The following is a 25,187-nucleotide window of genomic DNA, read 5'->3' as shown; positions in this document are numbered from 1 at the left end:
GACTTTCCACCGCCTGTTGCTTTACATCCTACTTTTTAGTTAATCGTCAGGTTCTTTTAGCCAGCATTTTCCATGAACGAAAAACAAGTTCGCAAGATTTGCTAAAACAGCCAATGCTAGCTTGAAGGGGCTGAACGAGGAGGAAGCACTATGCGCCAATCTACTGCCGAGCACTATCGAAAGCGACTCGATGTACTGTTCGATTACATCTACGAACACATCGATGAAGATCTTGATATGGCAACCTTGGCTGACGTGGCGTTGATCTCGCCCTATCACCTGCATCGTGTCTTTCGCGGTATTTACGGAAGTAGCTTAACGGAGACGATTAAACGGATCCGACTCCACAATGCCGCCGACACATTGATCAATGCCGATCTTTCAATGGAAGATGTGGCGAAGCAAGCAAAGTACACGTCAGTGCAAAGCTTTACTCGTGCATTCAGCGAATCATTTGGTATGCCTCCAGCCCGATTTCGGCGCGAAGGTGACCATATTCAATTCTCTCTGACTCCACTGAATACTGAGGAATCGATTATGCATGATGTAACCATTAGACACGCCGACGGATTGACGCTGATTGGCTATGAACACAAAGGCGATTACATGAATGTGGGTCAGCAGTTTGAAAAGCTGCAAGGCTGGTTGGTCTCTAAAGGGCTGATCACGGAATCCACACGCTTCTTTGGCGTTTACTTCGATGATCCCGAATCTGTTCCCGTCGATAAACTCACGTCGCTGGCTTGTGTGCTTGTCGAGAACGCAGACGGTTTCCCCGCCGAAGACGACATGCGCAAATACACCATTCACCCAAGCAAATGCGCCGTACTCAGGTACAAAGGCCCTTATGCAAACATGGATGCGGCTTACAAATGGCTGTTCGCAAGTTGGCTGCCAAATTCCGGTGAAAAAGTCGGCTTTCAGCCAGTGTTTGAGGAATACTTGAACGATGCACATCAAGTCCCACAGACTGAGCTTCTGACTGATATTTATATTCCGCTGGAATCATAAAATCACCAGCTAAAACCTAGCAAGGCAGCTTATTCGCTGCCTTGTTACTCTTTCAGTTCACATTCAATCCATCGTTTAAATGCTTGGACCTTCTTCAATCGAAGATGAGACTCAGGGCAAACCAAGTAATAGCTGAACGCTGCTCTTTGGCTGGCTGACTCGCCAAATGGACAAACTAAACGTCCCGCCTCAATGTCTTTGTTAACCATCGCCTTGATAGTAAGCGCGATCCCTTGCCCTTCTATGGCCGCTTGAATCGCAAGAAACTCCGTCGAAAATTGATAACCCGCATCAGGGTCAACGTCTGTAATGCCAGCTGCTCTGAGCCACATTCCCCAGCATGGTGCGCTGGCATGTCCCGTTTGCCACACTGACCGCAACAACATGTGATGTCTTAAGTCGTCGGCAGTTTGAAGCGGCTTTCCTCCCTCTAAAAGTGAGGGGCTGCAAACCGGAATCACCTCTTCTGGGATCATTTCTTGCGAATAAAGCCCGGTATAGTTGCCTGCTCCATAACGCAAAGCCACATCGACACCGTCGGTTCTGAAATTCACCAAAGATTCACAGGCATCCACCCGCAATCGGTATTGAGGATACGCCTGATAAAAGCTACCTAAGCGAGGTAATAACCACTTGGCGGCAAACGTGGGCGACGCACTCACTACCAGTTCATTGCTTTGCTGTCGCCGGCGCAGTTGCCGAATACCTTCTTCCAGCTTAGAAAAGCCTTCTTCCATAAACGGGTAGAGTTGCTCTCCCGCTTCCGTGAGTGCTAGCGAACGCACTTTGCGTTCAAAAAGCTGAACGTCCAAATAACTCTCTAAAGATTTAATTTGCTGACTTACGGCCGCAGGCGTGACATGAAGCTCTTCTGCAGCTTCTTTAATGCTCGTAAGTCTGGCGACACTTTCAAATGCCCTCAGCGCATTCAGAGGAGGTAACTGTTCTTCCATGATTAAGTTTTTCTAACTCTGATTAAGGATTACTCGTTTGTAGTCATTGTTAGGTTAAACCATCATCAACTTCAAGGTAAGGAAATCTTATTCATGGCAATTGGAGGGTTTAACAATGAAGCTGCCAAACGAAAAACACTCGCTCTTAGTTCAGCCGTTTGATCGAAGTGCATCAGCGTCACTGGCGATCAGCGACATCATGCTTCGCTTCGTCAACGCGGTGTCTGAGAAAATACGTGCCTACCGTGTTCGTCAGGCACGAAACCGCTTCTATCGCGACATCTCAGATTACCCTGCATATATCCTTGAAGATATTGGATTAAACCCAGAAGAAGTCGCTATCGCGAAAGCGCACCAAGAGAAACTTGGGGTTGGTACCGTCGCAGAGATAGAGCGGAGATAGTGGAATGTCAGGCGATTGTTCACGTTGCAAGATTTGCACAGCGAACATGAATTGCGTCCAAAGAATCAGGTCTTTCAGCGGGATTCATTTACCTTAATGCCATGATTTATCTAGCATCTTGAACATCACTTCAAAAGTAGATAAATCATGGTTGGGTTCAAACACGCTACTGTTGCTTTTCTCCTCTCAGCAACGTTCGCTGCACAGGCACTGGGTTCAGATTCCGCTTATATTGGGCTTTACCAATCGAGTGACTGGGAACCGTCTTTCGTTAAAGTCACAGAAGAAAATGGCCAACTTTTCTTCCACTCATTCCAAGGTATCGCAGAAATCAAACTCACCAGCGACGACCACATGGTGTTAAAGCATGTGTACGCAAAAGGGAAATTTGGCGACCTGGATGACGGGCAATATCAATATATCGACTACGTTGACCCAACCTACACCAAACGGTTTCACCGCATTGAACCAGACGAAAACATAAACATTTCGACTGCCCATCGAACGAGCCTCTTAGGTGAAGACATCAGCAACTCAGAACAATGTTCAACGGATGAGTTCTTCGAGCCCACGCTTTCTCTACAACAAAAACTTACCCCATTGTGGAAGAGTATTGAGAAAAGGCGATTCGGGAACATCAACAGCATCCTTGTCGCTAAAAATGGTGAACTGGTGGCAGAACACTACTTCAACGGCTACCACAAAGATGAAAAACACACAGTGCAATCAGTCACTAAAAGTATTGTGTCTATGCTGGCAGGAACGGCAATCGACGCGCGTGCCGTTGAAAGTGTGAATAGCCCAATCGCTCACTATTTGCCGAAATATGAAAAGCTTTTTAAACATGGCAAAGCGTCCATCACGCTCAAACACACGCTTTCAATGACAGCGGGGCTAGAATGGGATGAATGGAGCAAACCCTACTCTGATCCCACGAATGTGCGCCTCCAACAGATCCTCTCTGATGACGCTGTAGAATTCACTATCAAACAGCCTTTAGCTCACGACCCAGGCTCGCACTACGCCTACAGTGGCGGCTTTGTCGACCTCACCAGCGAGGTAATCGCCAATGCCACTGAATCTGAAGATGCCGCCGATTACTTTCGTGAAAGTCCACTAGCAGAACTGTGTTTCGATAACGCAGGTTGGATGTCTATGTTGGATGGCAGACCCGGCGCAGGCGGTGGCATGCTGCTAAGACCAAGAGACATGTTAAAGCTGGGTCAGTTGATGCTCGATGACGGAAAATGGCAGGGCAAACAGCTTTTATCTCAATCGTGGATTGAAGAAAGCACGCAATCACTCAATACCGTCTTGGGTATGGGTTACGGATATTACTGGTGGACGCGCAATTACACCCACAACTACAACGATTATGCCGCCGTTCTTGCCCTTGGCTGGGGCGACCAAAGTATCATCATCATTGATGAACTGGATCTCGTCATTGTCACTAACGGCTACAACTTTGCGCGAGAGCCTCAGACACATCGCATGGTATCGCAATACATTCTACCTGCTGTCTTGGACGGCAACTGACAGCAAACGTTGGGCAGAAAAAAAGCGGCTAACAGCCGCTTTCTTCTTCCAACGTAAGTCTATTAACGAATTACCGACCCCCAAAGGTCGTATTCGTCAGCATGCTCAATCGCAACGTCTACGATATCACCCGCTTTCACGTTGAACTCTTCGTTCAGATAAACAACGCCGTCGATTTCTGGTGCATCTGCATACGTACGGCCTATCGCACCTTCTTCATCCACTTCGTCGATCAACACTTTCATGGTGGTGCCGATGCGTTTCTGCAGTTTCGCCGCACTGATTTCTTGTTGAAGCTGCATGAAGCGGTCGAAACGATTTTGTTTCACATCTTCTGAGATTTGATCTTCAATCTCGTTCGCTGCTGCACCGTCTACTGGTGAGTACTTAAAGCAACCCACGCGATCCAGTTGTGCTTCTTTCAGCCAATCCAACAGGATCTGGAAGTCTTCTTCGGTTTCACCCGGGAAACCCACGATGAACGTAGAACGGATAACCAGCTCAGGACACATTTCACGCCACTTCTTGATTTGCTCAAGGGTACGCTCTGCTTTACCCGGACGCTTCATCGCTTTCAGTACGCGAGGGCTCGCGTGTTGGAAAGGAATGTCCAAGTAAGGCAGGATTTTACCTTCGGCCATCAAAGGAATGATGTCGTCAACATGTGGGTATGGGTAAACGTAATGCAGACGTGTCCAAATGCCCAGTTTGCCCAGTTCTTCACTTAGTGCTTTCAGATTTTGACGAACAGGCATACCGTTCGCAAAGCCAGTGCTGTGCTTAGTGTCCACACCGTATGCACTGGTGTCTTGGCTGATCACCAGCAGCTCTTTAACGCCAGCATTTTTCAGACGTTCTGCTTCGCTTAGCACTTCACCCACAGGGCGGCTTACCAGATCACCACGCATTGACGGGATGATGCAGAAGGTACAACGATGGTTGCAGCCTTCCGATATTTTCAGGTATGCGTAGTGCTTTGGCGTCAGTTTCACGCCGTGGTCTGGTACTAGGCTGGTGAACGGGTTGTGTTCTGGCTTAGGAGCGAACTGATGCACGTGCTCCAGTACGTTTTCGTAAGCGTGCGGGCCTGAAATGCCCATCACACCCGGGTGAACTTCGCGGATTTCATCTTCGCGTGCGCCCAGACAGCCCGTGACGATCACTTTGCCGTTTTCTTTCAGTGCTTCACCGATGGTGTCCAGAGATTCCTGAACCGCGCTGTCGATGAAACCACAGGTGTTTACGATGACCACGTCTGAATCGTGGTAGCTGTTTACAATCTCGTACCCTTCGGTACGCAATTGGGTAAGAATGCGTTCTGAGTCAACCAGGTTCTTTGGGCAGCCCAAAGAAACAAACCCGATTTTATTACCGCCCGCTGTAGCAGTCTCGCCGCGGTTTTCGTTTTGTTCCGCGATCGTTTTTTTCGCCGTCTCTAACGTCGTTGTTTTATTTGGCGTGTAGGTTTCGACAGTCATGCTTTCATTGCTCACAGGTTACCGCCATTCGGAGGAACGGCGTAATTAGCGGGCGATTATACCTGCCCGATTTTGTCGAAACCACCTCAAGATGTGGAATGGCTCACGAAAATAATGCGATAAAGTCAGTCGGAGCAGAACAGTCCTATCTTTTCAATTACAGGATGTTAACCAGAGGGATGCTCGCCTCAGCCATGAACCTTAAACGCATAGAAACCTTTGTGCTTGTCGCCACCTTGAGAAGCTTTCGCAAAGCTGCAGAGCAGCAATTCACCACCCAGCCTGCGATTTCCTCGCGCATTGCGAGCTTGGAAAAAGAGCTCGGTGTTATCTTGTTTGATCGCGACGCGTCCCCCATTGCCCTCACGGCCAAAGGCAGAGAACTTTTGCCCTTTGCGGAAAAGATGTTGCAGTCGGCAGATCAGTTTCATCGTCGCGCAGAAAACAATGCGCTGTTTTCCGGGACCTTACGACTCGGGATTTCAGAGACGGTTGTTCACACTTGGCTGACCGATTTTCTCAAGCAGTTTAAGGAAACCTTTCCACGCCTTGATATCGACATTACTGTTGATGTCACTGCAAACCTTCGACACGATTTGATGGACAGAACGCTCGATCTCGCGTTTTTAATGGGACCGATTTCTGAAGCCTCAGTCACCAACCATCCGCTTTGCCGATACCCTCTCGCTTGGGCAGCAAGCCCGACTCTTGATTTACCGGAACAGACGCTTTCTCTCGACGACTTGGCGCGTTGGCCGATTATCACCTATGCCAGAAATACCCGTCCGTTTGGCGAGATAAAAGAACAACTTTCGAATGCGGACACAGCAGAGGTGCGCTTCTTTACATCAAGTTCGCTCTCTGCCTGTCTTCGCATGACAGTCGATGGATTGGGTCTCGCCAGCTTGCCCATCGCCATCGCGCAAAAAGCAGTGGATGAAGGCAAGCTACGCTACGTTGACTGCGACTGGACACCTTCCCCTCTCGGTTTTACCGCATCCTACCTTCAAGCCCCGCTAAATGGGGCCGCCGAAGAAGCGGCGAAACTTGCTGTAGACATCGCGACGAAGCACGCTCACAAAACCGATTAATTTTATTTATCAGAATCTGTAAAAAACTATAATTGGACGAAATGACACCAACCTGCAACATTTACTTAACAGTAAATTCAAGTTTAGGGAAAGGACGATCTTCAATGCTTGCAGGACAAAACAACACAATCGCCACCAACCAGCATGAAGCCTCTCTGAATCAGGCTCGCGAACTCCGTCAGTTGGCTCGAAACGGTTCGTTCAATGGATCCACAAGTGGATTTGCTTCAGGACTCGCACAAGGAAATATCGTGATTTTGCCAAAAGCGTGGGCAGACGATTTCTTGGTGTTTTGCCAACGAAATCCTGTCGCTTGCCCGCTACTAGCGGTTTCCGCTCCCGGGGAACCTTTGCTCGAGACCCTTGGCGAAGACATCGATATCAGAACAGACATCCCTGAGTACCATGTGTTTCGCCACGGTAAGCTGACTGAAAAAACCAACGATATTCGCGATTTGTGGTGGGATGACATGGTGACCTTTGTGCTGGGTTGCTCCTTTTCTTTTGAAGACGCGCTGATGCGCGCTGGCATCTCGCTGAGAAACATCGACTGCCAATCGAACGTGTCCATGTATCGCACCAATATTCCCGTGGAATCGAGCGAGCATTTCGGTGGCACTATGGTGGTGTCTATGCGCCCATTCAAGCCTGCTGACGCCATTCGTGCAGTGCAGATCACGACGCGTTATCCGAAATCTCACGGTGCGCCAGTGCATTTAGGCCACCCAAGTATGATCGGTATCGATGACATTTCCGCACCCGATTTTGGCGATGCGGTGCCAATTCATGATGATGAAATCCCCGTATTTTGGGCTTGCGGCGTCACGCCTCAGGTCGCGATTGCAAACGCCAAACCCCCGATTGCAATCACCCATGCTCCAGGAAAAATGTTGGTGACGGATATCGCCTCTGAGCAACTTTCTGTCCTTTGATGAAAACACGAGACAAGGAGACTTCCGATGAAGTTGTTGAAAACCCTGCTACCTTCCGCTGTGTTAGCGATTTCAACGTTAATGGTGCCATCAAGCTTCGCTGCACAATGGCACATGCCCACACCGTATGGCGATGCGAACCTACCAACCAAGATTGCCTATGACTTCGCTGAGCAAATCAAAGAATCAACCGGTGGCGAGCTAGACATCAAAGTACATTCTGGTGCCTCGTTGATGAAGCACCCTGAAATTCCTCGCGCGGTGCGCACAGGTCAGGTGCAACTCGGTGAGGTGTTCATCGGCATCATGGGAAACACTCACCCTATCTTTAAGCATGACAATATTCCGTTTCTCGCAACCGACTACGAACAAGCGCAAAAGCTGTGGCAAGCTGCAAAGCCTGAGATTGAAAAACAACTCAGTAAAGAAGGACTTATCCTGCTTTATACCGTGCCATGGCCAGCGCAAAGCCTGTATACCAAAAAAGAAGTGAACTCACTGGCTGATATTAAAGGCACCAAAATGCGTGCTTACAGCCCTTCAACGTCTCGTCTGGCAGACCTGATGGATACCACACCCACCACGGTGCAGGTACCGGATATTCCGCAAGCGTTCAGCACTGGCATCATCGACGCAATGATCACCTCGCCATCTACTGGCGCGAATGGTCAAGCATGGGATTACCTCAGCCACTTTACTGAAGTAAAAGCGTGGATCCCGAAAAACTTTGTGGTGGTAAACAAACGTGCTTTCAAACGTTTAGATAAAGACACCCAGAAAGCGATTTTGGATGCTGCCGCTGCTGCTGAAGCCCGTGGTTGGTCTGAAGTTACCGCACAGGAAGCGAAAGACACAAAAACACTCGCGGACAACGGCATTGTGGTCTCCGCACCCTCAGCGCAATTGCTCAACGAACTGCAAGATATTGGTGTGACCATGACAGAAGAGTGGGAAGCAGAGAACCCACAAGCACTCTCGCCAGTCTTGAACACCTATCGCAGCGAGTAATCGCAGGCATGAATGCCCTCCCCTGAAAAAGGATTTGGGGAGGGCGCAACCTAAACAACCCTAATATACCAATCAGGAAGGTTTCCCATGAAGCGCAAGCTGTATCTGCTCTCTGGTGGTTTATCCGGCTTTTTCATTGTGTTGATCATGCTGATCATCCTCGCTCAAATCATCGGTCGATTCTTTGGTTTTATCGTTCCGTCTGCAGAAGATTTTTCAGGCTATGCGCTCGCTGCATCAACCTTTTTTGGCCTTGCGTACACCTTTCGAGAAGGCGGCCATATTCGCGTAAATCTGGCGATTCAACGCTTGCCGGAGCAGCTCCAACAGCCGATAGAAACTGTTGTATTAGCCGTGGCGTTTTTGTTGCTTTGTTTTGCAAGTTACTACTGCGCCTACATGGTGTGGGAGTCTTACGACTTTGAAGAAGTCACGCACGGTTATATCCCCATTCCACTGTGGATCCCGCAAGTTCCACTGGCCGTTGGCATGATTGCCTTTACGCTCGCGGTGCTGGATAGCTTGGTCGAGAACATTCGTGGCATCACTCCGCACTACAAGAAACTTGAAAACGAAGACGTAGCGATTGAAATGATTGATGACAAGGAGGGCGCGTAATGGATATGACGCTTATCTCCATCATTCTCGCCGTTAGCATGTTGCTCTTCTTGGCCGCAGGGCTGTGGGTGTCTTTGGCACTGATTGGCGTCGGTGTCCTTGGGCTGTATCTTAGTGGTAATGAGCAGATAGGATTACTTTTCGCTTCCTCAAGTTGGGGCGCAAGTACCAGTTGGTCCCTTACAGCACTCCCAATGTTTATCTGGATGGGAGAACTTTTATTCAGAACCCGTCTTTCAGAGGATTTGTTTAAAGGGTTATCACCTTGGCTAAGCAGCTTCCCAGGCAAGTTGCTGCATGTGAATGTCCTGAGCTGTGGCATTTTCGCGGCGGTGTCAGGTTCGTCTGCGGCAACGGCAGCCACCATAGGCAGAATGACTTTACCTGAGCTAAAAGCGCAGGGCTACAGCGAAAAAATGGCCGTCGGCACACTAGCAGGCTCTGGCACCTTGGGGCTTTTGATCCCGCCTTCCATCATCTTGATTGTGTATGGCGTTGCCGCCGAAGTGTCGATTGGCAGACTCTTCATTGCTGGCGCATTGCCCGGCATCATGCTGATGGGATTGTTTGTTGGCTACACCACCCTTTGGGCATTGTTTAATAAAGACCAGCTTCCTCAGCACGGCAAAGATGACATCACGTGGAGCATCCGCTTTAAAGCGTTGAAGAAGCTGCTGCCGATCGTTGCGCTCATCGCGTTTGTTCTTGGTTCAATATATGGCGGCTTTACCACACCCACGGAGGCGGCAGCACTTGGCGTATTTGGTGCATGGTACTCGCTAAGCTCACGGGTTCTCTGACAAAAGCGAGCTTTATCGACAGCCTGTTAGGCGCAGTAAAAAGTGCCTGTATGATCGGGTTCATTCTGGTTGGCGCACACTTTCTTACCTTAGCGATGGGCTTTCTCGGCATCCCTCGTGCGCTAGCCGAGTGGATTGCTGCTATGTCGCTTTCGCCGTTTGAACTGCTCCTTTACCTCACCATTTTGTTTGTGGTGCTTGGCTGCTTCCTTGATGGAATTTCTGTGGTGGTATTAACCGTCGCTGTGGTTTTGCCTATGGTGCAGCAAGCAGGCATCGACTTACTGTGGTTTGGGATCTTTATCGTCCTTGTGGTGGAACTGTCCCAAATCACTCCGCCCGTTGGCTTTAATCTGTTTGTTATTCAAGCACTCACAGGCAAAAACATACTCTATGTCGCACGTGCAGCACTTCCGTTTTTCATGCTGATCCTTTTGGGGTTAGTGTTGATCACGGCATTCCCAGAGATAGTGACCTATCTGCCAACCACAATGAGTCAACGTTAGCGGCAATTCAGAATAATAAGGACATTGAATGAAACTTAACTGCGACATGGGCGAAAGCTTCGGTGCATGGACAATGGGTAAAGACAGTGAAGTCATGCCCTGCATTGATATGGCGAGCATTGCCTGTGGTTTTCACGCCTCCGACCCTGTAACCATGCAAAAAACCGTTGCGCTGGCGCGCGAGAATGGCGTCACCATCGGTGCTCACCCAGGCTATCCCGATCTTATGGGCTTTGGCCGACGCAAGTTTGACTGCACCGAGGAAGAGCTTTATAGCTGGTTGGGTTACCAAATCGGCGCCCTGAAAGGCATTTGTTCCCAGCAAAAAGCCATCGTGGACTACGTAAAACCACATGGTGCTCTTTACAACACAATGATGAAAGACATGTCAGTCTTGCGAACGGTCATGCGCGCTGTCAAAGATGCTGCGCCGGGTTGCCCGCTAGTCGTGATGGCAATTCCACATCGTCAGCCCATCGAAGACTTGGCCGAAGAAATCGGCATCGATTTAATGTTTGAAGCTTTTTCAGACCGCGCTTACGACGACGAAGGGTTTTTGGTTGATAGACGTATTGAAGGTGCAGTGCATGGCAGTGCCTCTGCGATCTTCAAACAAGTTCAGCAGATTGTTGAGCAAGGTACAGTCAATACGCTAAGCGGCAAAACCATCAGCGTTAAAGCAGATACTTTGTGTATTCATGGTGATGGGCCGCATGCATCAGCCGTTGTTCAATCTCTTCGTCAGTGGAGGGAAGATGGCGCGGATTGAACCAGTCAACGAACAAACATTGATCATCTATTTCGGCGACAAAATCGATGATGACATCGCAGCGGATGTGAATGCGGCCATCTACCAAGTGCGAGATGCGCTTGGCGACTTGGTCACCGATATCATTCCCTCGTACAACTCGATGTTGGTTAGCTTTGACCTCAACCGCACTGACCGCTTTGATATCATCAAACGGATCCGTGCAGCCTTAAACGCTGACGCCAAAAGTACCGAAGACGAAAACACAGACATCGTCGTCGAAATTCCGGTTTACTACGGCGAAGAAGTCGCCCTCGACATGCAGGATGTGTGTGACAAAACAGGCTTGGACATTAAGTCCGTCATCGAGCGTCACAGCCAGCGTGAATACCGCGTGTATGCGATTGGGTTTAGCCCCGGCTTTGCGTATTTAGGTAGCCTTGATAACGCCATTGTTGTACCGAGAAAATCCACGCCACGCCTGAAAGTACCAACCGGAAGCGTCGGCCTTGCGGAAAACCAGACGGCGATTTACCCGAGCAGCACCCCCGGTGGCTGGCAAATCATCGGCAGAACACCGCTGAATATGGTCGACTGGGAAAGTGATTCTCTCGCCCGCGTAAATGTCGGAAACCGAGTGCGATTCCGCCCCATCGACAAAAAAGAATTCTTGGAAAAAGGGGGCGTATTGTGAGTTTTGATGTCCTCAATCCCGGTATGTTAACCCTACTTGAAGACAGCGGTAGAGTCGGCTTTCAGCACCTTGGGATCACCACCGGTGGCCCCATGGATGAACATGCCTTCTACTGGGCGAATCGCTTACTAGGCAATGCACCAGACACCAACATGCTGGAAATTACCTTTGGGCAATTACAGTTAAAGGCCAACGCGACCACCAGCATTGCTTTAACAGGTGCCGATCTTTCAGCCACGCTAAACGACAAACCCATATCGCCGTGGCTGACCTATGCCATTCAACCCAATGACGTCATTGCGCTTGGCATGCCTAAGCAAGGTCTTCGCGCCTATCTTGCCGTTAAAGGTGGTTTCAACGCCCCAGAAAAACTTGGCAGTTGTTCAACAGTAAAACGAGAAAAACTGGGTGGACTCAAAGGCAATGGCGAACCGATAAAACAAGGTGACGTGCTTTCTTTTGCGCCGACGACTCAACATTCAGAGCAGCGAACACCGCGTTGGGCAATTCCTGATTACGATGCTCCACTAGAACTAGGTGTCATGCCCGCCTACCAGCATGGCAGCTTCACGCATGATGCTCAGATGACCTTCTTCACCAGCCCCTACGAAGTTAGCCAAAACATCGACCGTATGGGCTATCGCCTTTCTGGCGCAGAGGTAAAAAGCAGCTTAGATGGCATCATTTCCGAAGGCATCGCATTTGGGGCGATCCAAATTCCTAACGACGGCCAACCCATTGTTCTGATGAAAGACCGACAAACCATTGGTGGCTACCCTAAAATCGGCTGCCTTAGTAGCCTTGGTGCTGGCCAGCTTTCACAGCGTCGTCCGGGACAAATCGTCACCTTCAAACCCATGGATGTCGCCGATGCCGAAGTAGAAAGGCGGCTGTTTAATCGTGTGATGTTTGGTTGAAAGCACTAGAACGACGCGATCCCTAGTCAGACCCCCATTAAAGTGACTATGATCACTTTAATCGTGAATTAAAAATGAAACGTCAAACAATTAATGTGATCTATATCTATCAAATTGAGAGCATTCTCCCCTAGTATGCTCACTCGATTTTAAGGGGAGGCTAGAGCACTTGCGTCGATTTCGTCGTGAAGCTTTAGAGACAGTATGAGTACATTAGTCGCGATTTCACTAACAACCGGAATTTTGTCTGGGCTGTGGGGATGGATTGCTATCTCTTTTGGTTTGCTGTCTTGGGCAGGTTTTTTAGGTTGCACCAGTTACTTTGCATCGCCAACTGATGGTGTCAAAGGGCTAGCTGGCAGCTTATTGACCAACATGACTGGCGTCTTCTGGGCAATGGTGATTATTGAAAGCTCTAACTATGCGGGCTTGGAAATCTTAGGCTATGTGATCACAGCTATTGTCGCCTTCTTTATGTGTATTCAAGCAAAACAAAAATGGCTAGGTTACATTCCGGGCACCTTTATTGGCTGTTGCGCCACATTCGCAGCAGGCGGAGACTGGCAACTGGTTGTGCCGTCGCTACTGCTTGGTGGGATATTCGCTACTTGATGAAAGCCACAGGTTTGTGGCTGCACAATAAATCACGCCAATCTTCAGAAGTCCCTGCGTAACAGGTCAAAAAGCCAAAAGGCTCAGCTCAGCAGCACTCTAACGCTTGGTTATACCGCTTCGCGAACTCAACAGCGAAGCTCTCCACTCGCGAGGCGGTAAACGCAGCAAGATTGAGCTTTTCCACTTCTCGTTGAATAAACCTCAGTGCGTTCATTGCCGATTTTAGGCGGACTTCTTTTGGCTCCAACGCCAAATTCCCGCACAAGACCGAATAGGCTTTGGTTTTGCCAGCATTATCGCGAAACTCTCGCCAACTGTTTTGCCACCAGCCAAGCTTTCTGATCGTTGACAGCTCGATGTCGCCATTAGTCTCGCCAACAACATAAGCCAGTGCCATTTGGTGACGTTTCACATGCTCGGAAAATTGCGTGATACAGGCTCCACGCAAAAATACTTCATGAGATAAAAAATGCGCACCGCCTTCTTCGCCATGGCCAAGCGCGTTAAGCACAGCAAAGTGCGCATGTGCGCTCAGTACAGGTAAGGCATGACTTTGAGATTGTTTGCGAACCGTGGCGGAACCGAAATCACAGCGATCGAACTGCTGACGCAATAAGAATCGTTGCTCTTGCTTGTGTGCCAATTCAATTGCACTGTCGGTGCTAGAAAGCTCAAGTGGCGGCGCATCAACACATGGCTGATAACGCCCTTGTTCAGGCAAACCAAACGGGACCAAGGTTGTACTGATGTGCAACACGCGCCCACTCAAAATGTCTGTGGTAAGAATGCCCCAAAGCTGATTGTCATTACCTTTATAGGGCAGTGTAAACCTCACACTTGCCATATAGTTTGCTCGCTCACCCTGCCAAATAACTTGGTAAGCCTGACGCTTTAGCTGCTCACAAGCTCTATCGAAATGCACACCTTTATTCGCAGCTAGCTGGGTTAGGTTCTCGCCATCTTGGTCACATGAAAGCGCATCTAGAATCGCTTTCGCCAACTGCTCCTGACCTTTCATCACTGACGAACGATTCGAAAACGTCTTTTGACAGACCTTGCATTGAAAGCGGGGTTTCCCGTTACTGCTTTGCCCAAAACGCTTAATGGCGGCAGCACCGCAACCCGGACAGAGTTTGCCCGTGGACAACCCAACTTGTCGCAACCAATGGCTTCGCATCAAACCAAAGCTTTCATTGTCCAGCATGGGAGGCGTAGCCGAACATGCTCCACAACGCATCGCTAAAAAGCCCAACGGACGAATGTGGTATTCGTACTCCTTCGCTTTTGAAACGCCAAGGTTTTTACAGCGGCCGCTTTTACACACGTTTAGATCAAGCATCTGAATAACAACAAAAAATGAAAATCGCGCAATTCTATCCATCCCGCCGAAATAAAATGTGATGCGCATCGTAATTCTCGCGCAATCGTTTCCGTATATTGCCGCCCGTTTATCTAAGGAGAAGAACATGAAAAAACGTTTGCTGGCCTCTTTGATCGCGATTGCGGCGACGCCTTTGTGCGCGAAAGAGTTGAATATTGTTTACACCAATGACATTCACGCGAAGGTGGACCCATTCGTCGCTCGCTACATCGATGAAGAACGCCCAGTTGGTGGCTTTGCGAATGTGGCTAGCTACATCAAACAACAAAAAGCAGCACAGCCAGACAACACGATTGTGCTGGATGCCGGTGACTACTTCTCTGGTTCTACTGTAGATACCTTGACCGAAGGTGAAGCTATCATCGATATCATGAACAGCATGGGATACGACGTTGCTTCAATCGGTAACCACGAGTTTGATTACGGCTGGGACAACGCGCTTGTTCAGCTTTCAAAAGCAAACTTCGAAGTATTGCTGGGCAACGTATTCTTCGAAGGTACTGACAAACCGTTTTGGGATAAACCGTATACGATTGTTGAGCGTGACGGTCTAAAACTAGGCATCATCGGCCTGCATGGTAAGTTTGCGTTCTACGACACCGTGGCAGCTAACATGCGCCAAAATCTCGAAGCACGTGATGAAATCGAATACCTGCAAAAGTATCTTGATGAGCTTCGCCCACAGGTTGATATCACCATTCTTTTGGCTCACCAAGGCACGCCTGCACGTCAATCTAGCCTGGGTAACAACGATGTTCGTCGCGCTCTGGACAAAGACATTCAAACTGCTAAACAAGTAACCGGTTTAGATATTCTGGTTACGGGTCACGCTCACGTTGGCACACCTGAAGTGATTGAAGTGAACGATACCTTGATTGTTTCGACCGACGCTTACGGTATCAACGTGGGTAAACTGACGGTCGATTTCGACGAAAAAGCTGGCAAAATCAAAGACTATGATTTTGAGCTGAAAACGATTTGGGCGGATGAGTGGAATGCCGATAAAGAAACGCAAGCACGCATCGAAAACTGGAAAAGCGTTGTCGACAAGATCGTTCGTGAAAAGCTGATTTCGTCAGAAAACACTCTGACTCGCTCTTACGGTGAATCTTCAACCTTAGGTAACTTGGTTGCAGATTCCATGATGCCAAACTTCCCAGACGGTGAACTGGCATTTACGAACAGTGGTGGTATTCGTGCCGATATCGAAGCGGGCGATATCACTTACGGCGACGTGATTGATGCACTCCCATTCCCTAACTACCCAGTCGCGATTGACTTAACCGGTAAGCAAATTCGCTCTCTAATGGAGCACGCAGCCGGCCTGACTAACGGTGTTATGCAAGTATCAAGCGGCGTTCACATGGCATACGATTCATCTCTGCCGGTCGCAAGCGTGTGTTGGAACTGTCGCTTAACGGCAAACCAATGGCTGACGATCGTGTTTATCGAGTGGTCACCAACAACTTCCTTGCCGACGGTGGTGACGGTTTTGCCGCCTTCACACAAGGTAAGAACCGCAAAGAACGCGCGGGCGAGCCTTTATCTCTGGGCTTCAAAGCTTACTTAGGCCGTCCTGATGCGCTGGCTAAAGTCACCGAAGTGCGTATCGAAGATCGCAAAGCGAAGTAATCCCTGTCGCTACCCATCTATACCCTCAAAGGCCACAACCCTTGTTGTGGCCTTTTTAATGCGTATTGTTGGCAGACGCCACCTCTGGTTTTCTCGCCAAAATTCAGCGTTTAAGGTACGCTGCGCCGATGAGATAAATCCCCATGGAAATACACATATGTCATTGACGGTTAGAAACGTCACCCTTCAAGATGCACAAGGCATTATCGATATCTTAAATCCAATCATTGAAGATGGCCGATACACGATTTTGGACTCCACTTTTACGCTTGAGGAAGAGCAATTCTTTATTCAAGTGTTTAGCGAAAACGGCGTTTTCAGCGTGGCTCAACACGACGAAACATCCGAAATTGTCGGGTTTCAAACCGTAGAACCTTTCGCAAGCTACACGCGCTCTTTTGACCATGTTGGCATTATCGGCACCTATGTAAGCGCAAACAGCCGTCGCCAAGGTGTCGCGTCTTCGCTTTTCGCGGGCACGTTTGAAAAAGCCAAAACCATGGGATATGAAAAGCTGTTTGCTTACGTGCGTGAAGACAACGAAGCGGCACTCAACACCTACCGCAAGCACGGTTTTGAAGTGATTGGCAGAGCGAAAAAACATGCCAAGATTAACGGCAAATACATTGATGAAATTTTGATTGAGAAGTTTCTGTAACTTCCTCATTCAAATAAAAAAGCCGGCAATGCCGGCTTTTCAGTTTTTAGCGAATTTACAGTCCCAAGGTCGTTGCGATGCGCTGACCGTAATCTGCATCCGCATGCGCGAAATGCTCGACCATCGAACGTTGAACGTCATCGGACGCCTGAGACAAGGTACCGCAGATGGTTTCAATCAGACGCGCTTTCTCGTCTTCACTGAAGATTCGGTACAGGTTACCCGCTTGGGTGTAATCATCTTGGTTGTAGCGGCTGTAACGATCCACTTCACTCTCCAAACGCAGTGGCGGCTCTTTGAACTCTGGTGCTTCAACAAGTTTGTCTTGCTGGTTCGGACCAAAGTTTGCCGCGGCATCGTTCCCCGTTTGATGACCATGATATGGACAGGCTGTGCCCGCCATCGCGCCCGCGCGCTGGTAATGATTTGCTTTAGCCGCATGTGGGCAGTTTACTGGCAAATGGTTGTAGTTCGCGCCCAAACGGTAGCGTTGTGCATCTGCGTAAGCAAACAGACGTGCTTGCAGCATTTTATCTGGCGACGCACCCACACCTGGAACCAAGTTACTTGGTGCCAGTGCGACTTGCTCAACTTCTGCGAAGTAGTTTTCTGGCAGACGATTCAGCTCAAGCTCACCGATTTCAATCAGCGGGTAGTCGCCATGCGGCCACACTTTGGTCAAGTCGAACGGGTTAATGTGGTACGTGTTCGCGTCTGCTTCAGGCATGATTTGAACATTCACACTCCAGCGTGGGAAGTTGCCATCTTGAATGGCCACAACCAGATCACGTTGGCTTGAGTCTGGGTCAATACCGCGTAAGGTAGCCGCCTGATCGTTGGTCAGGTTCACAACACCTTGCTGACTCTTGAAGTGGAATTTCACCCAGAAACGCTCACCCTTTGCATTCCACAATGAATACGTGTGAGAGCCGTAACCGTGCATCTGACGGTAGTTAGCTGGAATACCACGGTCGGACATCAACACCGTCACCTGGTGCATACACTCAGGGTTCAACGACCAAAACTCCCACATCGCTTGAGGATCTTTCAAGTTGGTATGTGGATTACGTTTTTGGGTGTGGATGAAGTCAGGGAACTTAATGCCATCTCGCAAGAAAAACGTTGGCGTATTATTGCCTACGATGTCGTGATTACCGCGGGTTGTGTAGAAACGAACACCAAATCCGCGAGGGTCACGTTCTGCATCTGCCGATCCCATTTCTCCGCCAACAGTCGAGAAACGAACGAACGTTTCGGTTTCTTTGCCAACACCATTGAAGTGGTCAGCCAGAGTAAATTCGCTCAAATCGCGTGTCAGAGTAAATTTACCGTAAGCACCCGTGCCTTTTGCATGCACGATACGCTCAGGAATTCGCTCACGGTTGAAGTGAGCAAGCTTTTCAATCAAATGCCAATCTTGAAGAAGGACGGGGCCGCGTTCACCGGCTGTTAACGAGTTTTGATCATCAGCAACGGGTGCACCATTTTGACTGGTCAGGTAAGTGGTATTTTCCATGTTCTATCCCTTTGAATATTCCTGCATTCATGTGAACAAGAAATAATTTCGTTTCAATTCATCGGGATTTTCGGATGAGTTGTAAAATTTTATATTGATATAAATCATAATATCGACATCAAATATTACTTACTCGGCACAATCATTAACCTGATGTTTCCAAAGCGGATTAATCACAAGGAAGATGATTCACAGAGTGAATACTAACCCAACCAAGATGTAACAACCCTTGCGTAACCCATTCGAGCAATAAATAATCAAACATCCGAGAATCCACCACGCGACGAATTTTCAAAAGATGCGCAACTTTCTGAAGTCAAAAATGATTGCTTACACCATCTTTCTGTTGGTGGTAACGCTGCATACGCTAAGTTATTGCAAATACGAGGCGTTAGAAGAACAAGCGTTGAGGGAGCAGAAAGCGGCTTTTTCAGACTACTTTGTCGGCGATGATGAGAGACTGAAACTGGTGTGGTTTTCAAATGAGGACAACACGATTTCGATCGCGCTTGCTATTTCAGGGCTAGGCGACAAGCCCCAAGAGCTGGATCGACTTCGCGACAATGCTAAACGTTTTGTCTTCGAAAAAGTGTGCAACAGCCCTGCGCTCGTCGATTACCTCGACCAGGGGAATTACATCTCTGTAGACATCCGAAACGATGATTCGTCCAGCTATGGAGTAAACCACATCACTAACGTCATGATGTCAGCTAACCGATGTCGCTAATCTAAACGACGGTGGAGAATCAAAAAACGCGCAAACGCGCGTTTTTTAATTTCACATAAGGGCGAAACAACGCTGACGTTATTGCGCGCAATACGCGTCAAAGTTCTCTTCCGTGTTTTCAAAACCTTTGTCTTTCGCCAGTTCCCACGAACGTTCACACTGGTTTGTTGAAGCGCACCAAGCGTAGCCTGCCGAGCCTATACAGCCATGCTCGTCCTTATCCGCACCAACTTTGCCAGAATCGTAGGGAGAGCTGCACCCAGCAGCTAGCAAAAGCGCAGCAACAGCGAGAGACACGTTTTTCATATCCACATCCTCTAAAGACTTATTTCATCAAGCTAGGAGATTTAATGGCCTCTTTGGCCAATTCTTTCGCGAACGCCGCGATATCTGACTCTATCTTATCAATGGCTTGGTGAATGTCATCTGTATCGACGTTTTTCATGACTCTGTCCTGCATGACAAGATCGCCATTTACGATGGTGGTCACCACATTGCTCGGGTTCGCTTGATAAACAAGCGTGGCATAAGGGTCATAGGAAGGACGCATATTGGCAGACTGTGTTTCCACGATTATCACATCTGCCTTTTTGTTTGCCTCCAACGAACCAATTTCATCGTCCATGTGCAGTGCACGGGCACCGCCAATCGTCGCCAGCTCAATCACTTGTTCAGGGATCATGATAGTGCGGTCGTTGTGTTTTAAGCGTTGCATGTTTGCGGCATAGCTGAGCGTGCGCCACAGGTCGACTTGATTCGAGCTCATCGGGCCATCTGTACCCAGCCCCATCGGAATATCCAATTTATACATGTCCCACGCTGGCGCAATGCCTGTCGCGCCTTTCGCATTCGCCATTGGGTTATAAGCAATACCTGCACCGGATTTTTTCACCAGAGCGATATCTTCATCGTCGATGTGGATGGTGTGGGCAAGCACCATGCGGTCATTCAGCACCCCGATGCTATCCAGCCATTCAATTGGGCTAAGCTTGTCAGTATTGCCTTCAATACGCTCGCTTTCGTTACCAAATTCAGACACGTGCACCAGCACCGGAATGTCGTATTTAGCTGAAAGCAGATCGATCTCTTTGAACTTAGCTTCAGAGACGGTGTAAACCGCATGTGGTGCCAAAGCAGGCGTGATCAGCGGGTCGTTTTTGTATTGCTCGATAAACGGCTTGGCGTATTCAATCCCGCCAAACGGGTCTTTCGCATCGACGACTGGAAACTTGATCACGGTTTCACCCAGTACCGCACGTAAGCCAATTTCTTTGGTCGCTTTCGCCATTTCATCGACGTGGTAATACATATCGGCATACGTTGTCACGCCGCTTTGCGCGAGATCGAGCGTACCCAATCGCGTAGCTTGATAAATCACATTGCGGTTTAGCTTTTTCGCTTCCAGTGGGAAAAAGTAAGCAAACAAACGGTTTTCGATGCCCTCTTCGCCAAGGCCTCGAAACGCTATCATCGGCAAGTGATTGTGAGTGTTGATCATGCCCGGCATCACAATGCCATTCTCGGCATCAATGATGTTTTTAGAGGTATAGGTCTTTAATAGAGATTCATCACCGACGGCAACGATGGCATCTTCGTTGATAATGACAACACCGTTATCATAAACCTCTTTTTGCGAGTTCATGGTCAGCACTTGACCGTTTTTGATGATCAGACTGACATCAGTTTGTGCATAGGAAAGCGAAGAAACACCAAGTAGCGCGAGCGCAATGGCTGATTTTAGTTTTGAGTTCATGGGTGCAGCGAATAGAAAAAGAGAATAATGAATAGGAGGCTCAGAGTAGGGAGCATTGAAGGTTTAGGCAATGACTTCGTTTCAGCACACATTGATGAAGCTCACAGTGCGAATAAGTTAGTAAATACTTATATTGCCAGCACCTATGTTGAGGAAGGGCGTTATTTGATTTAGAGAAAAAGATTCTCTTTTGCTAGAATGCCGCCCTTTCTAAAGCCCAGCTATACGCGGCTTTACTTTCAGATTAACGCAAAGAGACATTTCCAATGACAAACGCCACCGTGATCATCGGGCTAGATAACCCGAAAAGCCCCTCCAATGTGGGAGCCGTGTTGCGTGCGTCGAGATGTTATCAAGCGGGTGAAGTGCGCTATACTGGTGTACGGTACGACAGGGCCGCTAAGTTCTATACCGACACCCAAGATGCCATCGATACGATTCCACTAAATGGCGTAGCCTCGTTAACTGAAAACCTAGAAGACGGTGTCGAAATCGTGTGTGTCGAGCTAGCTGTGGGCGCAACCTCCCTGCCCTCATTTGAACACCCTGAAAAGGCGATTTATATCTTTGGTCCAGAAGATGGTTCTATTGCGAAAGACATCGTGAAGAAAGCGCACCATGTGGTGTATGTACCAACCGTTGGTTGCATGAACTTAGCAGCAACAGTGAATGTGGTACTTTATGATCGCTTAGCAAAATCAGACAATATTGTTCAAGGTGATGAGCTGATCAAAAGCAGCAGAGACAACCGAAACAGATTGCGCGTTGTTAAATGAATTCAGGGGCCTATAGCCCCTGTTTTGTTTCTACTCGACGTCGATTTGTTTCAAGTATTCGTCCACTAGCTTGGTCCATGTATTGGAGTACATATTCACAAAGTGCCCGTTGATTTCATCATCCAACTCAATGGTATGAAACTCTCCATCGCCACCCGCTGAGACATAGGTGTCAAAGTTATTGCGTGAATGCGCCATCGAATAGAAGGAGTCGTTCTCGCCATACAACCAAATTGAACTCACCTTCGCTTTTCCGCCGTCGCGAAATAGCGCACCATTAATGTCATCTGCCGTTGAACACCAATCTGATATCCAACCGCCTACAAAGTTAATCACGCCTTTAACATCATCAGGATATATGCCCGCATAGGCAGTACTCAGAATTCCGCCTCGAGATACTCCTGAGATAACCAAGCGATCTTTGTCGACAAACGGCATGGTTGAAATCGCCTCAACAGACGCATGAATGTCATCCAACCCGCGGTAAGCCCCTTTCAGTGATAAGTCGGTTTCACAGGTGTATGAAGTTCGTGCCTCGTCAAAGCCTTCATCATAAAGCCCCTCGGAACCACCACGTCCGCGTCGCATCGGCGCAATCACCACCCAATCTCTCGCAATGAAGTGATCAATGATGGGATGAAAATAATCGACTTTCGCGGTGAAAAGGCTTGGATCATTGCCATAGCCCGTCGAGCCATGGTTGAGGACAAGGGTGGGTCTAGGCTTCTCAATGGCATCGGGTTTGTAGATAAGCATTTCAAGTTGAACGGTTTCACCGTCAAGGGAGACGGGAACCATCACAATTTCTTCGGCTACAACGCCAAAACTGAATGCCAAAAGAACTGTGCTGATTAACGCGTGTTTTTGTATCCGGTCAAACATGTTCAATTCCTTCTGTCTGCGTTCAAACAGGCTTAGTGCTCTGCTTTACTCGTTGCTTTATAGCCCGTTAATCATCCTTCTGGAAACGTGAATCAATGAAACACAACCCGATTAACATGTCGTTGTTTAAGCTAACTGTAATCGCTGTGATGTTATGAGACTTACGATAGAAAATAGCCTTCTCAAAAGAAAAAACGCGCCCACCAGCGCGTTTTTATCTTGTCTCGACATTACATCAAAGCTTAGGCTCAAACCCCATTTGGTCGAAGCAGAAGGCATACACGTCTGCGTTCAAATCCAGCACTTTGTGCATTGGCATGCCTGCGCCATGTCCTGCATTGACATCAATACGGATCAACACAGGGTTCTCACCAGACTGTTTAGACTGAAGTTCTGCAATGAACTTGTAGGAATGTGCAGGCACAACGCGGTCGTCGTGATCGGCCGTTGTGACTAACGTGGATGGATATCTCTCGCCTTCTTTTACGTTGTGAACAGGCGAATAACCAAGAAGGTACGTAAACATCGCTTCGCTCTGCGCTGACGTACCGTAGTCATAGGCCCAGCCTTCGCCTGAGGTAAAGGTGTGGTAGCGCAACATGTCCAACACACCCACCGCAGGCAGTGCTACTTTGAACAGCTCAGGGCGTTGAGTCATACACGCGCCCACCAGCAAACCGCCGTTTGAACCGCCGCGAATGGCAAGCTTTTCCGACGAAGTATATTGCTGAGCAATCAGATATTCTGCCGCCGCAATAAAGTCATCGAAGACATTTTGTTTTTGTTGCTGCGTGCCCGCCTTGTGCCACGCTTTGCCGTATTCACCGCCGCCGCGAAGGTTAGCAACAGCGTAAACACCGCCCATCTCAATCCAACTCGCCACACTCGGATTAAAGCTCGGCTCTAAGCTGATATTAAAACCGCCGTAACCATACAAAATGGTGGGGTTTCTGCCATCCAATGTGATGCCTTTGCGGTAACAAATGGTCATCGGCACTTTAGTGCCATCTTTCGAGATATAGAAAACCTGTTTAGATTCCAGTTGAGTACTGTCGATAACACAAGCACTTCTGCGATACAGCACGGCATCCCCGGACTCTGGATCAAACAAGTAGGTATTGCTGGCAGTGGTGTAGTTGGTGAAGCTGTAGTAAAGGTTTTTGTCTTTCTTGCGTCCGCCAAAACCTGACGCCATCCCCACGCCCGGCAGAGCAATGTCTCTGACAAACTCACCGTTCATACGGTACTGCTTCACCTGCGTTTGTACATCCACCAAATAGCTGATGAAAAGATACCCTGCGCCTGTCGTGAAGCTCAGTTCATGTTCGGTTTCCGGGATAACGTCTACCCAGCCATCTTGTGTTGGCGTTTGAGCGTTCGCGCTAACGATGCGTCCCATTGGCGCATCCAAGTTGGTGTAGATAAGCAGTTTGCCATCGATATGATCAACCACATCGCTGTCAGCACTGTCATCATGAGTCAAGCAAATACACTCGGTGCCCATCTGTAAATCTTGTACATACAGCATGTTGCCCGACGTGGCATTGGCACCGCTGATCACCAAATAGCGATCGTCTTCCGTCGTATATCCGCCCACATAACGAAACTGCGGGTCGGTTTCGTTACCAAAAACACATTCGTCGTCTTGAAGCGCAGTGCCTAGCCTATGAAAGTAAAGCTTGTGGTGCTCTGTCCGCGCTGAGAGCTCACTGCCTTCTGGCTTGTCGTAGGTGGAATAATAGAATCCTTCACTTCCTCGCCATTCAATGCCAGAGAACTTCACATTCTCAATCTTATCGCCCAGCAGTTCGCCAGACTCGGCATCCATGACATAGATGGTGCGCCAATCACTGCCGCCTTCTGACGTGGAGTAGGCAATATATTTGTCGTCGCGGGAAAAACGTAGTTGGTCGAGAGAGTTGTGCCTTCATCACTCCAGGTGTTCGGGTCTAGAAACACAACCGCAGCACGAATGTCGTCTTTGAAGCGATAAACCACGGTTTGATTTTGCAGACCGTCATTGCGGTAGAAATAGGTGAAGTCACCACGCTTGAAAGGGGCCGACTCTTTCACATAGTTATTGGCCGCTTCTAATCGTTCCCTGATGGCACCGCGAAACGGAATACTGTTGAGATAGCAAACGTCACCGTATTTTGCGCTTCAACCCACTTCGCGGTTTCTTCGCTTAAATCGTCTTCAAGCCAGCGGTAAGGATCTGCAACATTTGTTGAGAAATAGGTATCAACCGTGGTGTCTTTTCGGGTCTCCGGATAACGGAACATAGCTCTCTCCATGAATGTGTCGAGGGAAGATCTTCATCAACAGACAATACGATAACCGACAGCTTTACAGCAGAAAGATCTTCATGTTAGATTCGCCGCGAATTCAAACGAGATAAGTGTCATGAAAAATCGTGGCAAAACCAGGAGGAATAAAATGATTGTAACAATGACCCACCCGGCAGGATTTGCTCGCTGATAGAAGCAACGCGTAAACAACTTTCACACCGTTACTTCCCATCAGAATCAAACCCATCTTGCCCGGTGAATAAA

Annotated in this window: 20 protein-coding genes and 4 pseudogenes; 16 read left to right on the top strand and 8 right to left on the bottom strand. The window is 48.6% G+C overall.

Translation table 11 applies throughout. The features are described from left to right. Positions 1-150 precede the first annotated feature (150 nt). Positions 151-1,011 carry an AraC family transcriptional regulator gene (locus ATN88_RS10835; protein ID WP_067415388.1) on the top strand — a complete coding sequence of 287 codons (861 nt, stop codon included), beginning with the start codon at positions 151-153 and terminating at the stop codon, positions 1,009-1,011. Positions 1,012-1,055: 44 nt separating this feature from the next. On the opposite strand, the gene gcvA is transcribed toward ATN88_RS10835, so the two are convergent. Further along, the gene (gene gcvA, locus ATN88_RS10830; protein WP_067415386.1) at positions 1,056-1,964 is read right to left on the bottom strand and encodes a transcriptional regulator GcvA; all 909 of its coding nucleotides are present in this window, start codon (positions 1,962-1,964) and stop codon (positions 1,056-1,058) included. Between the two features lie 115 nt (positions 1,965-2,079). Between gcvA and ATN88_RS10825 the strand changes: the two genes are divergently transcribed. Together ATN88_RS10825 and ATN88_RS10820 are read left to right on the top strand one after the other, a co-directional pair. After that, on the top strand, positions 2,080-2,367 hold the full coding sequence (locus tag ATN88_RS10825) for a hypothetical protein (protein WP_067415384.1): 288 nt from the start codon (positions 2,080-2,082) through the stop codon (positions 2,365-2,367). A gap of 147 nt (positions 2,368-2,514) precedes the next feature. Beyond that, a complete protein-coding gene (locus ATN88_RS10820; RefSeq protein ID WP_067415383.1) occupies positions 2,515-3,903 on the top strand; it encodes a serine hydrolase domain-containing protein in 1,389 nt (462 codons plus the stop codon). A 62-nt stretch (positions 3,904-3,965) separates the two neighbouring features. Here ATN88_RS10820 and rimO read toward each other — a convergent pair whose 3' ends face one another. Continuing rightward, positions 3,966-5,381: a 30S ribosomal protein S12 methylthiotransferase RimO gene (gene rimO / locus ATN88_RS10815; protein WP_067415577.1), complete on the bottom strand. Its 1,416-nt coding sequence runs from the start codon at positions 5,379-5,381 to the stop codon at positions 3,966-3,968. A gap of 194 nt (positions 5,382-5,575) precedes the next feature. Between rimO and ATN88_RS10810 the strand changes: the two genes are divergently transcribed. The 9 genes and pseudogenes from ATN88_RS10810 to ATN88_RS10770 all read left to right on the top strand — a co-directional run bounded on the left by ATN88_RS10810 (position 5,576) and on the right by ATN88_RS10770 (position 13,369). Further along, positions 5,576-6,472: a LysR family transcriptional regulator gene (locus tag ATN88_RS10810; protein ID WP_067415574.1), complete on the top strand. Its 897-nt coding sequence runs from the start codon at positions 5,576-5,578 to the stop codon at positions 6,470-6,472. A 104-nt stretch (positions 6,473-6,576) separates the two neighbouring features. Next, entirely contained in the window at positions 6,577-7,404 is an 828-nt protein-coding gene (locus ATN88_RS10805; protein WP_067415382.1) for a putative hydro-lyase, read from the top strand. A gap of 27 nt (positions 7,405-7,431) precedes the next feature. Beyond that, positions 7,432-8,412 carry a TRAP transporter substrate-binding protein gene (locus ATN88_RS10800; protein WP_067415380.1) on the top strand — a complete coding sequence of 327 codons (981 nt, stop codon included), beginning with the start codon at positions 7,432-7,434 and terminating at the stop codon, positions 8,410-8,412. An 87-nt stretch (positions 8,413-8,499) separates the two neighbouring features. Next, positions 8,500-9,030, top strand: a complete 531-nt coding sequence (locus tag ATN88_RS10795; RefSeq protein WP_067415378.1) for a TRAP transporter small permease — start codon at positions 8,500-8,502, stop codon at positions 9,028-9,030. Beyond that, a pseudogene (locus ATN88_RS28895) lies at positions 9,030-10,336 on the top strand (TRAP transporter large permease). Before ATN88_RS10795 ends, ATN88_RS28895 begins: the two are co-directional and overlap by 1 nt. A 28-nt stretch (positions 10,337-10,364) precedes the next feature. Beyond that, positions 10,365-11,105, top strand: a complete 741-nt coding sequence (locus ATN88_RS10785; RefSeq protein WP_067415375.1) for a 5-oxoprolinase subunit PxpA — start codon at positions 10,365-10,367, stop codon at positions 11,103-11,105. Continuing rightward, positions 11,092-11,778: a 5-oxoprolinase subunit PxpB gene (gene pxpB, locus ATN88_RS10780; protein WP_067415373.1), complete on the top strand. Its 687-nt coding sequence runs from the start codon at positions 11,092-11,094 to the stop codon at positions 11,776-11,778. The genes ATN88_RS10785 and pxpB overlap by 14 nt, the downstream gene beginning before the upstream one ends. Next, a complete protein-coding gene (locus ATN88_RS10775) occupies positions 11,775-12,695 on the top strand; it encodes a 5-oxoprolinase subunit C family protein (protein ID WP_067415371.1) in 921 nt (306 codons plus the stop codon). Before pxpB ends, ATN88_RS10775 begins: the two co-directional genes overlap by 4 nt. A gap of 204 nt (positions 12,696-12,899) precedes the next feature. Next, positions 12,900-13,369, top strand: a pseudogene (locus ATN88_RS10770) (DUF1097 domain-containing protein). 26 nt (positions 13,370-13,395) lie between these two features. On the opposite strand, the gene ATN88_RS10765 reads toward ATN88_RS10770, so the two are convergent. After that, on the bottom strand, positions 13,396-14,649 hold the full coding sequence (locus ATN88_RS10765; RefSeq protein WP_157490703.1) for an IS1/IS1595 family N-terminal zinc-binding domain-containing protein: 1,254 nt from the start codon (positions 14,647-14,649) through the stop codon (positions 13,396-13,398). A 61-nt stretch (positions 14,650-14,710) separates the two neighbouring features. On the opposite strand from ATN88_RS10765, the pseudogene ATN88_RS10760 reads away from it, so the two are divergent. Further along, positions 14,711-16,323, top strand: a pseudogene (locus ATN88_RS10760) (bifunctional metallophosphatase/5'-nucleotidase). Positions 16,324-16,480: 157 nt separating this feature from the next. After that, on the top strand, positions 16,481-16,981 hold the full coding sequence (locus ATN88_RS10755; RefSeq protein ID WP_067415363.1) for a GNAT family N-acetyltransferase: 501 nt from the start codon (positions 16,481-16,483) through the stop codon (positions 16,979-16,981). A gap of 55 nt (positions 16,982-17,036) precedes the next feature. Here ATN88_RS10755 and katB read toward each other — a convergent pair whose 3' ends face one another. Further along, positions 17,037-18,497 (bottom strand): catalase KatB, encoded by a 1,461-nt coding sequence (katB, locus tag ATN88_RS10750; RefSeq protein WP_067415361.1) that lies wholly within the window; start codon positions 18,495-18,497, stop codon positions 17,037-17,039. A gap of 298 nt (positions 18,498-18,795) precedes the next feature. On the opposite strand from katB, the gene ATN88_RS10745 reads away from it, so the two are divergent. After that, positions 18,796-19,224 (top strand): hypothetical protein, encoded by a 429-nt coding sequence (locus ATN88_RS10745; protein WP_067415358.1) that lies wholly within the window; start codon positions 18,796-18,798, stop codon positions 19,222-19,224. A 78-nt stretch (positions 19,225-19,302) separates the two neighbouring features. Here the strand turns inward: ATN88_RS10745 and ATN88_RS10740 are convergent, their stop codons facing one another. Continuing rightward, the gene (locus tag ATN88_RS10740) at positions 19,303-19,530 is read right to left on the bottom strand and encodes a serine protease (RefSeq protein WP_067415355.1); all 228 of its coding nucleotides are present in this window, start codon (positions 19,528-19,530) and stop codon (positions 19,303-19,305) included. Between the two features lie 19 nt (positions 19,531-19,549). Further along, positions 19,550-20,977 carry an amidohydrolase family protein gene (locus ATN88_RS10735; protein WP_067415354.1) on the bottom strand — a complete coding sequence of 476 codons (1,428 nt, stop codon included), beginning with the start codon at positions 20,975-20,977 and terminating at the stop codon, positions 19,550-19,552. A 266-nt stretch (positions 20,978-21,243) separates the two neighbouring features. Here ATN88_RS10735 and ATN88_RS10730 point away from each other — a divergent pair, with 266 nt between their 5' ends. Next, complete coding sequence (locus ATN88_RS10730) at positions 21,244-21,753, top strand: RNA methyltransferase (RefSeq protein WP_067415353.1); 510 nt, start codon at positions 21,244-21,246, stop codon at positions 21,751-21,753. A gap of 30 nt (positions 21,754-21,783) precedes the next feature. Here the strand turns inward: ATN88_RS10730 and ATN88_RS10725 are convergent, their stop codons facing one another. Further along, on the bottom strand, positions 21,784-22,635 hold the full coding sequence (locus ATN88_RS10725; protein ID WP_067415352.1) for an alpha/beta hydrolase family protein: 852 nt from the start codon (positions 22,633-22,635) through the stop codon (positions 21,784-21,786). 235 nt (positions 22,636-22,870) lie between these two features. Then, a pseudogene (locus tag ATN88_RS10720) lies at positions 22,871-24,917 on the bottom strand (prolyl oligopeptidase family serine peptidase). Positions 24,918-25,187: the final 270 nt, after the last annotated feature.

Origin of the sequence: Enterovibrio coralii, assembly GCF_001559595.1 — a bacterium.
In the GTDB taxonomy this organism is placed as follows: Bacteria; Pseudomonadota; Gammaproteobacteria; order Enterobacterales; family Vibrionaceae; genus Enterovibrio; species Enterovibrio coralii.
Note: the sequence above shows the minus strand (reverse complement) of the source record. Positions and strands in the feature narration are given on the sequence as shown.

Excerpts from the sequence above, each read along its gene's own strand:
- ATN88_RS10835 (WP_067415388.1), top strand. The coding sequence starts at position 151 with ATGCGCCAATCTACTGCCGAGCACTATCGAAAGCGACTCGATGTACTG.
- gcvA (WP_067415386.1), bottom strand. The coding sequence starts at position 1,964 with ATGGAAGAACAGTTACCTCCTCTGAATGCGCTGAGGGCATTTGAAAGT.
- ATN88_RS10825 (WP_067415384.1), top strand. The coding sequence starts at position 2,080 with ATGAAGCTGCCAAACGAAAAACACTCGCTCTTAGTTCAGCCGTTTGAT.
- ATN88_RS10820 (WP_067415383.1), top strand. The coding sequence starts at position 2,515 with ATGGTTGGGTTCAAACACGCTACTGTTGCTTTTCTCCTCTCAGCAACG.
- rimO (WP_067415577.1), bottom strand. The coding sequence starts at position 5,381 with ATGACTGTCGAAACCTACACGCCAAATAAAACAACGACGTTAGAGACG.
- ATN88_RS10810 (WP_067415574.1), top strand. The coding sequence starts at position 5,576 with ATGAACCTTAAACGCATAGAAACCTTTGTGCTTGTCGCCACCTTGAGA.
- ATN88_RS10805 (WP_067415382.1), top strand. The coding sequence starts at position 6,577 with ATGCTTGCAGGACAAAACAACACAATCGCCACCAACCAGCATGAAGCC.
- ATN88_RS10800 (WP_067415380.1), top strand. The coding sequence starts at position 7,432 with ATGAAGTTGTTGAAAACCCTGCTACCTTCCGCTGTGTTAGCGATTTCA.
- ATN88_RS10795 (WP_067415378.1), top strand. The coding sequence starts at position 8,500 with ATGAAGCGCAAGCTGTATCTGCTCTCTGGTGGTTTATCCGGCTTTTTC.
- ATN88_RS10785 (WP_067415375.1), top strand. The coding sequence starts at position 10,365 with ATGAAACTTAACTGCGACATGGGCGAAAGCTTCGGTGCATGGACAATG.
- pxpB (WP_067415373.1), top strand. The coding sequence starts at position 11,092 with ATGGCGCGGATTGAACCAGTCAACGAACAAACATTGATCATCTATTTC.
- ATN88_RS10765 (WP_157490703.1), bottom strand. The coding sequence starts at position 14,649 with ATGCTTGATCTAAACGTGTGTAAAAGCGGCCGCTGTAAAAACCTTGGC.
- ATN88_RS10755 (WP_067415363.1), top strand. The coding sequence starts at position 16,481 with ATGTCATTGACGGTTAGAAACGTCACCCTTCAAGATGCACAAGGCATT.
- katB (WP_067415361.1), bottom strand. The coding sequence starts at position 18,497 with ATGGAAAATACCACTTACCTGACCAGTCAAAATGGTGCACCCGTTGCT.
- ATN88_RS10745 (WP_067415358.1), top strand. The coding sequence starts at position 18,796 with ATGCGCAACTTTCTGAAGTCAAAAATGATTGCTTACACCATCTTTCTG.
- ATN88_RS10740 (WP_067415355.1), bottom strand. The coding sequence starts at position 19,530 with ATGAAAAACGTGTCTCTCGCTGTTGCTGCGCTTTTGCTAGCTGCTGGG.
- ATN88_RS10735 (WP_067415354.1), bottom strand. The coding sequence starts at position 20,977 with ATGAACTCAAAACTAAAATCAGCCATTGCGCTCGCGCTACTTGGTGTT.
- ATN88_RS10730 (WP_067415353.1), top strand. The coding sequence starts at position 21,244 with ATGACAAACGCCACCGTGATCATCGGGCTAGATAACCCGAAAAGCCCC.
- ATN88_RS10725 (WP_067415352.1), bottom strand. The coding sequence starts at position 22,635 with ATGTTTGACCGGATACAAAAACACGCGTTAATCAGCACAGTTCTTTTG.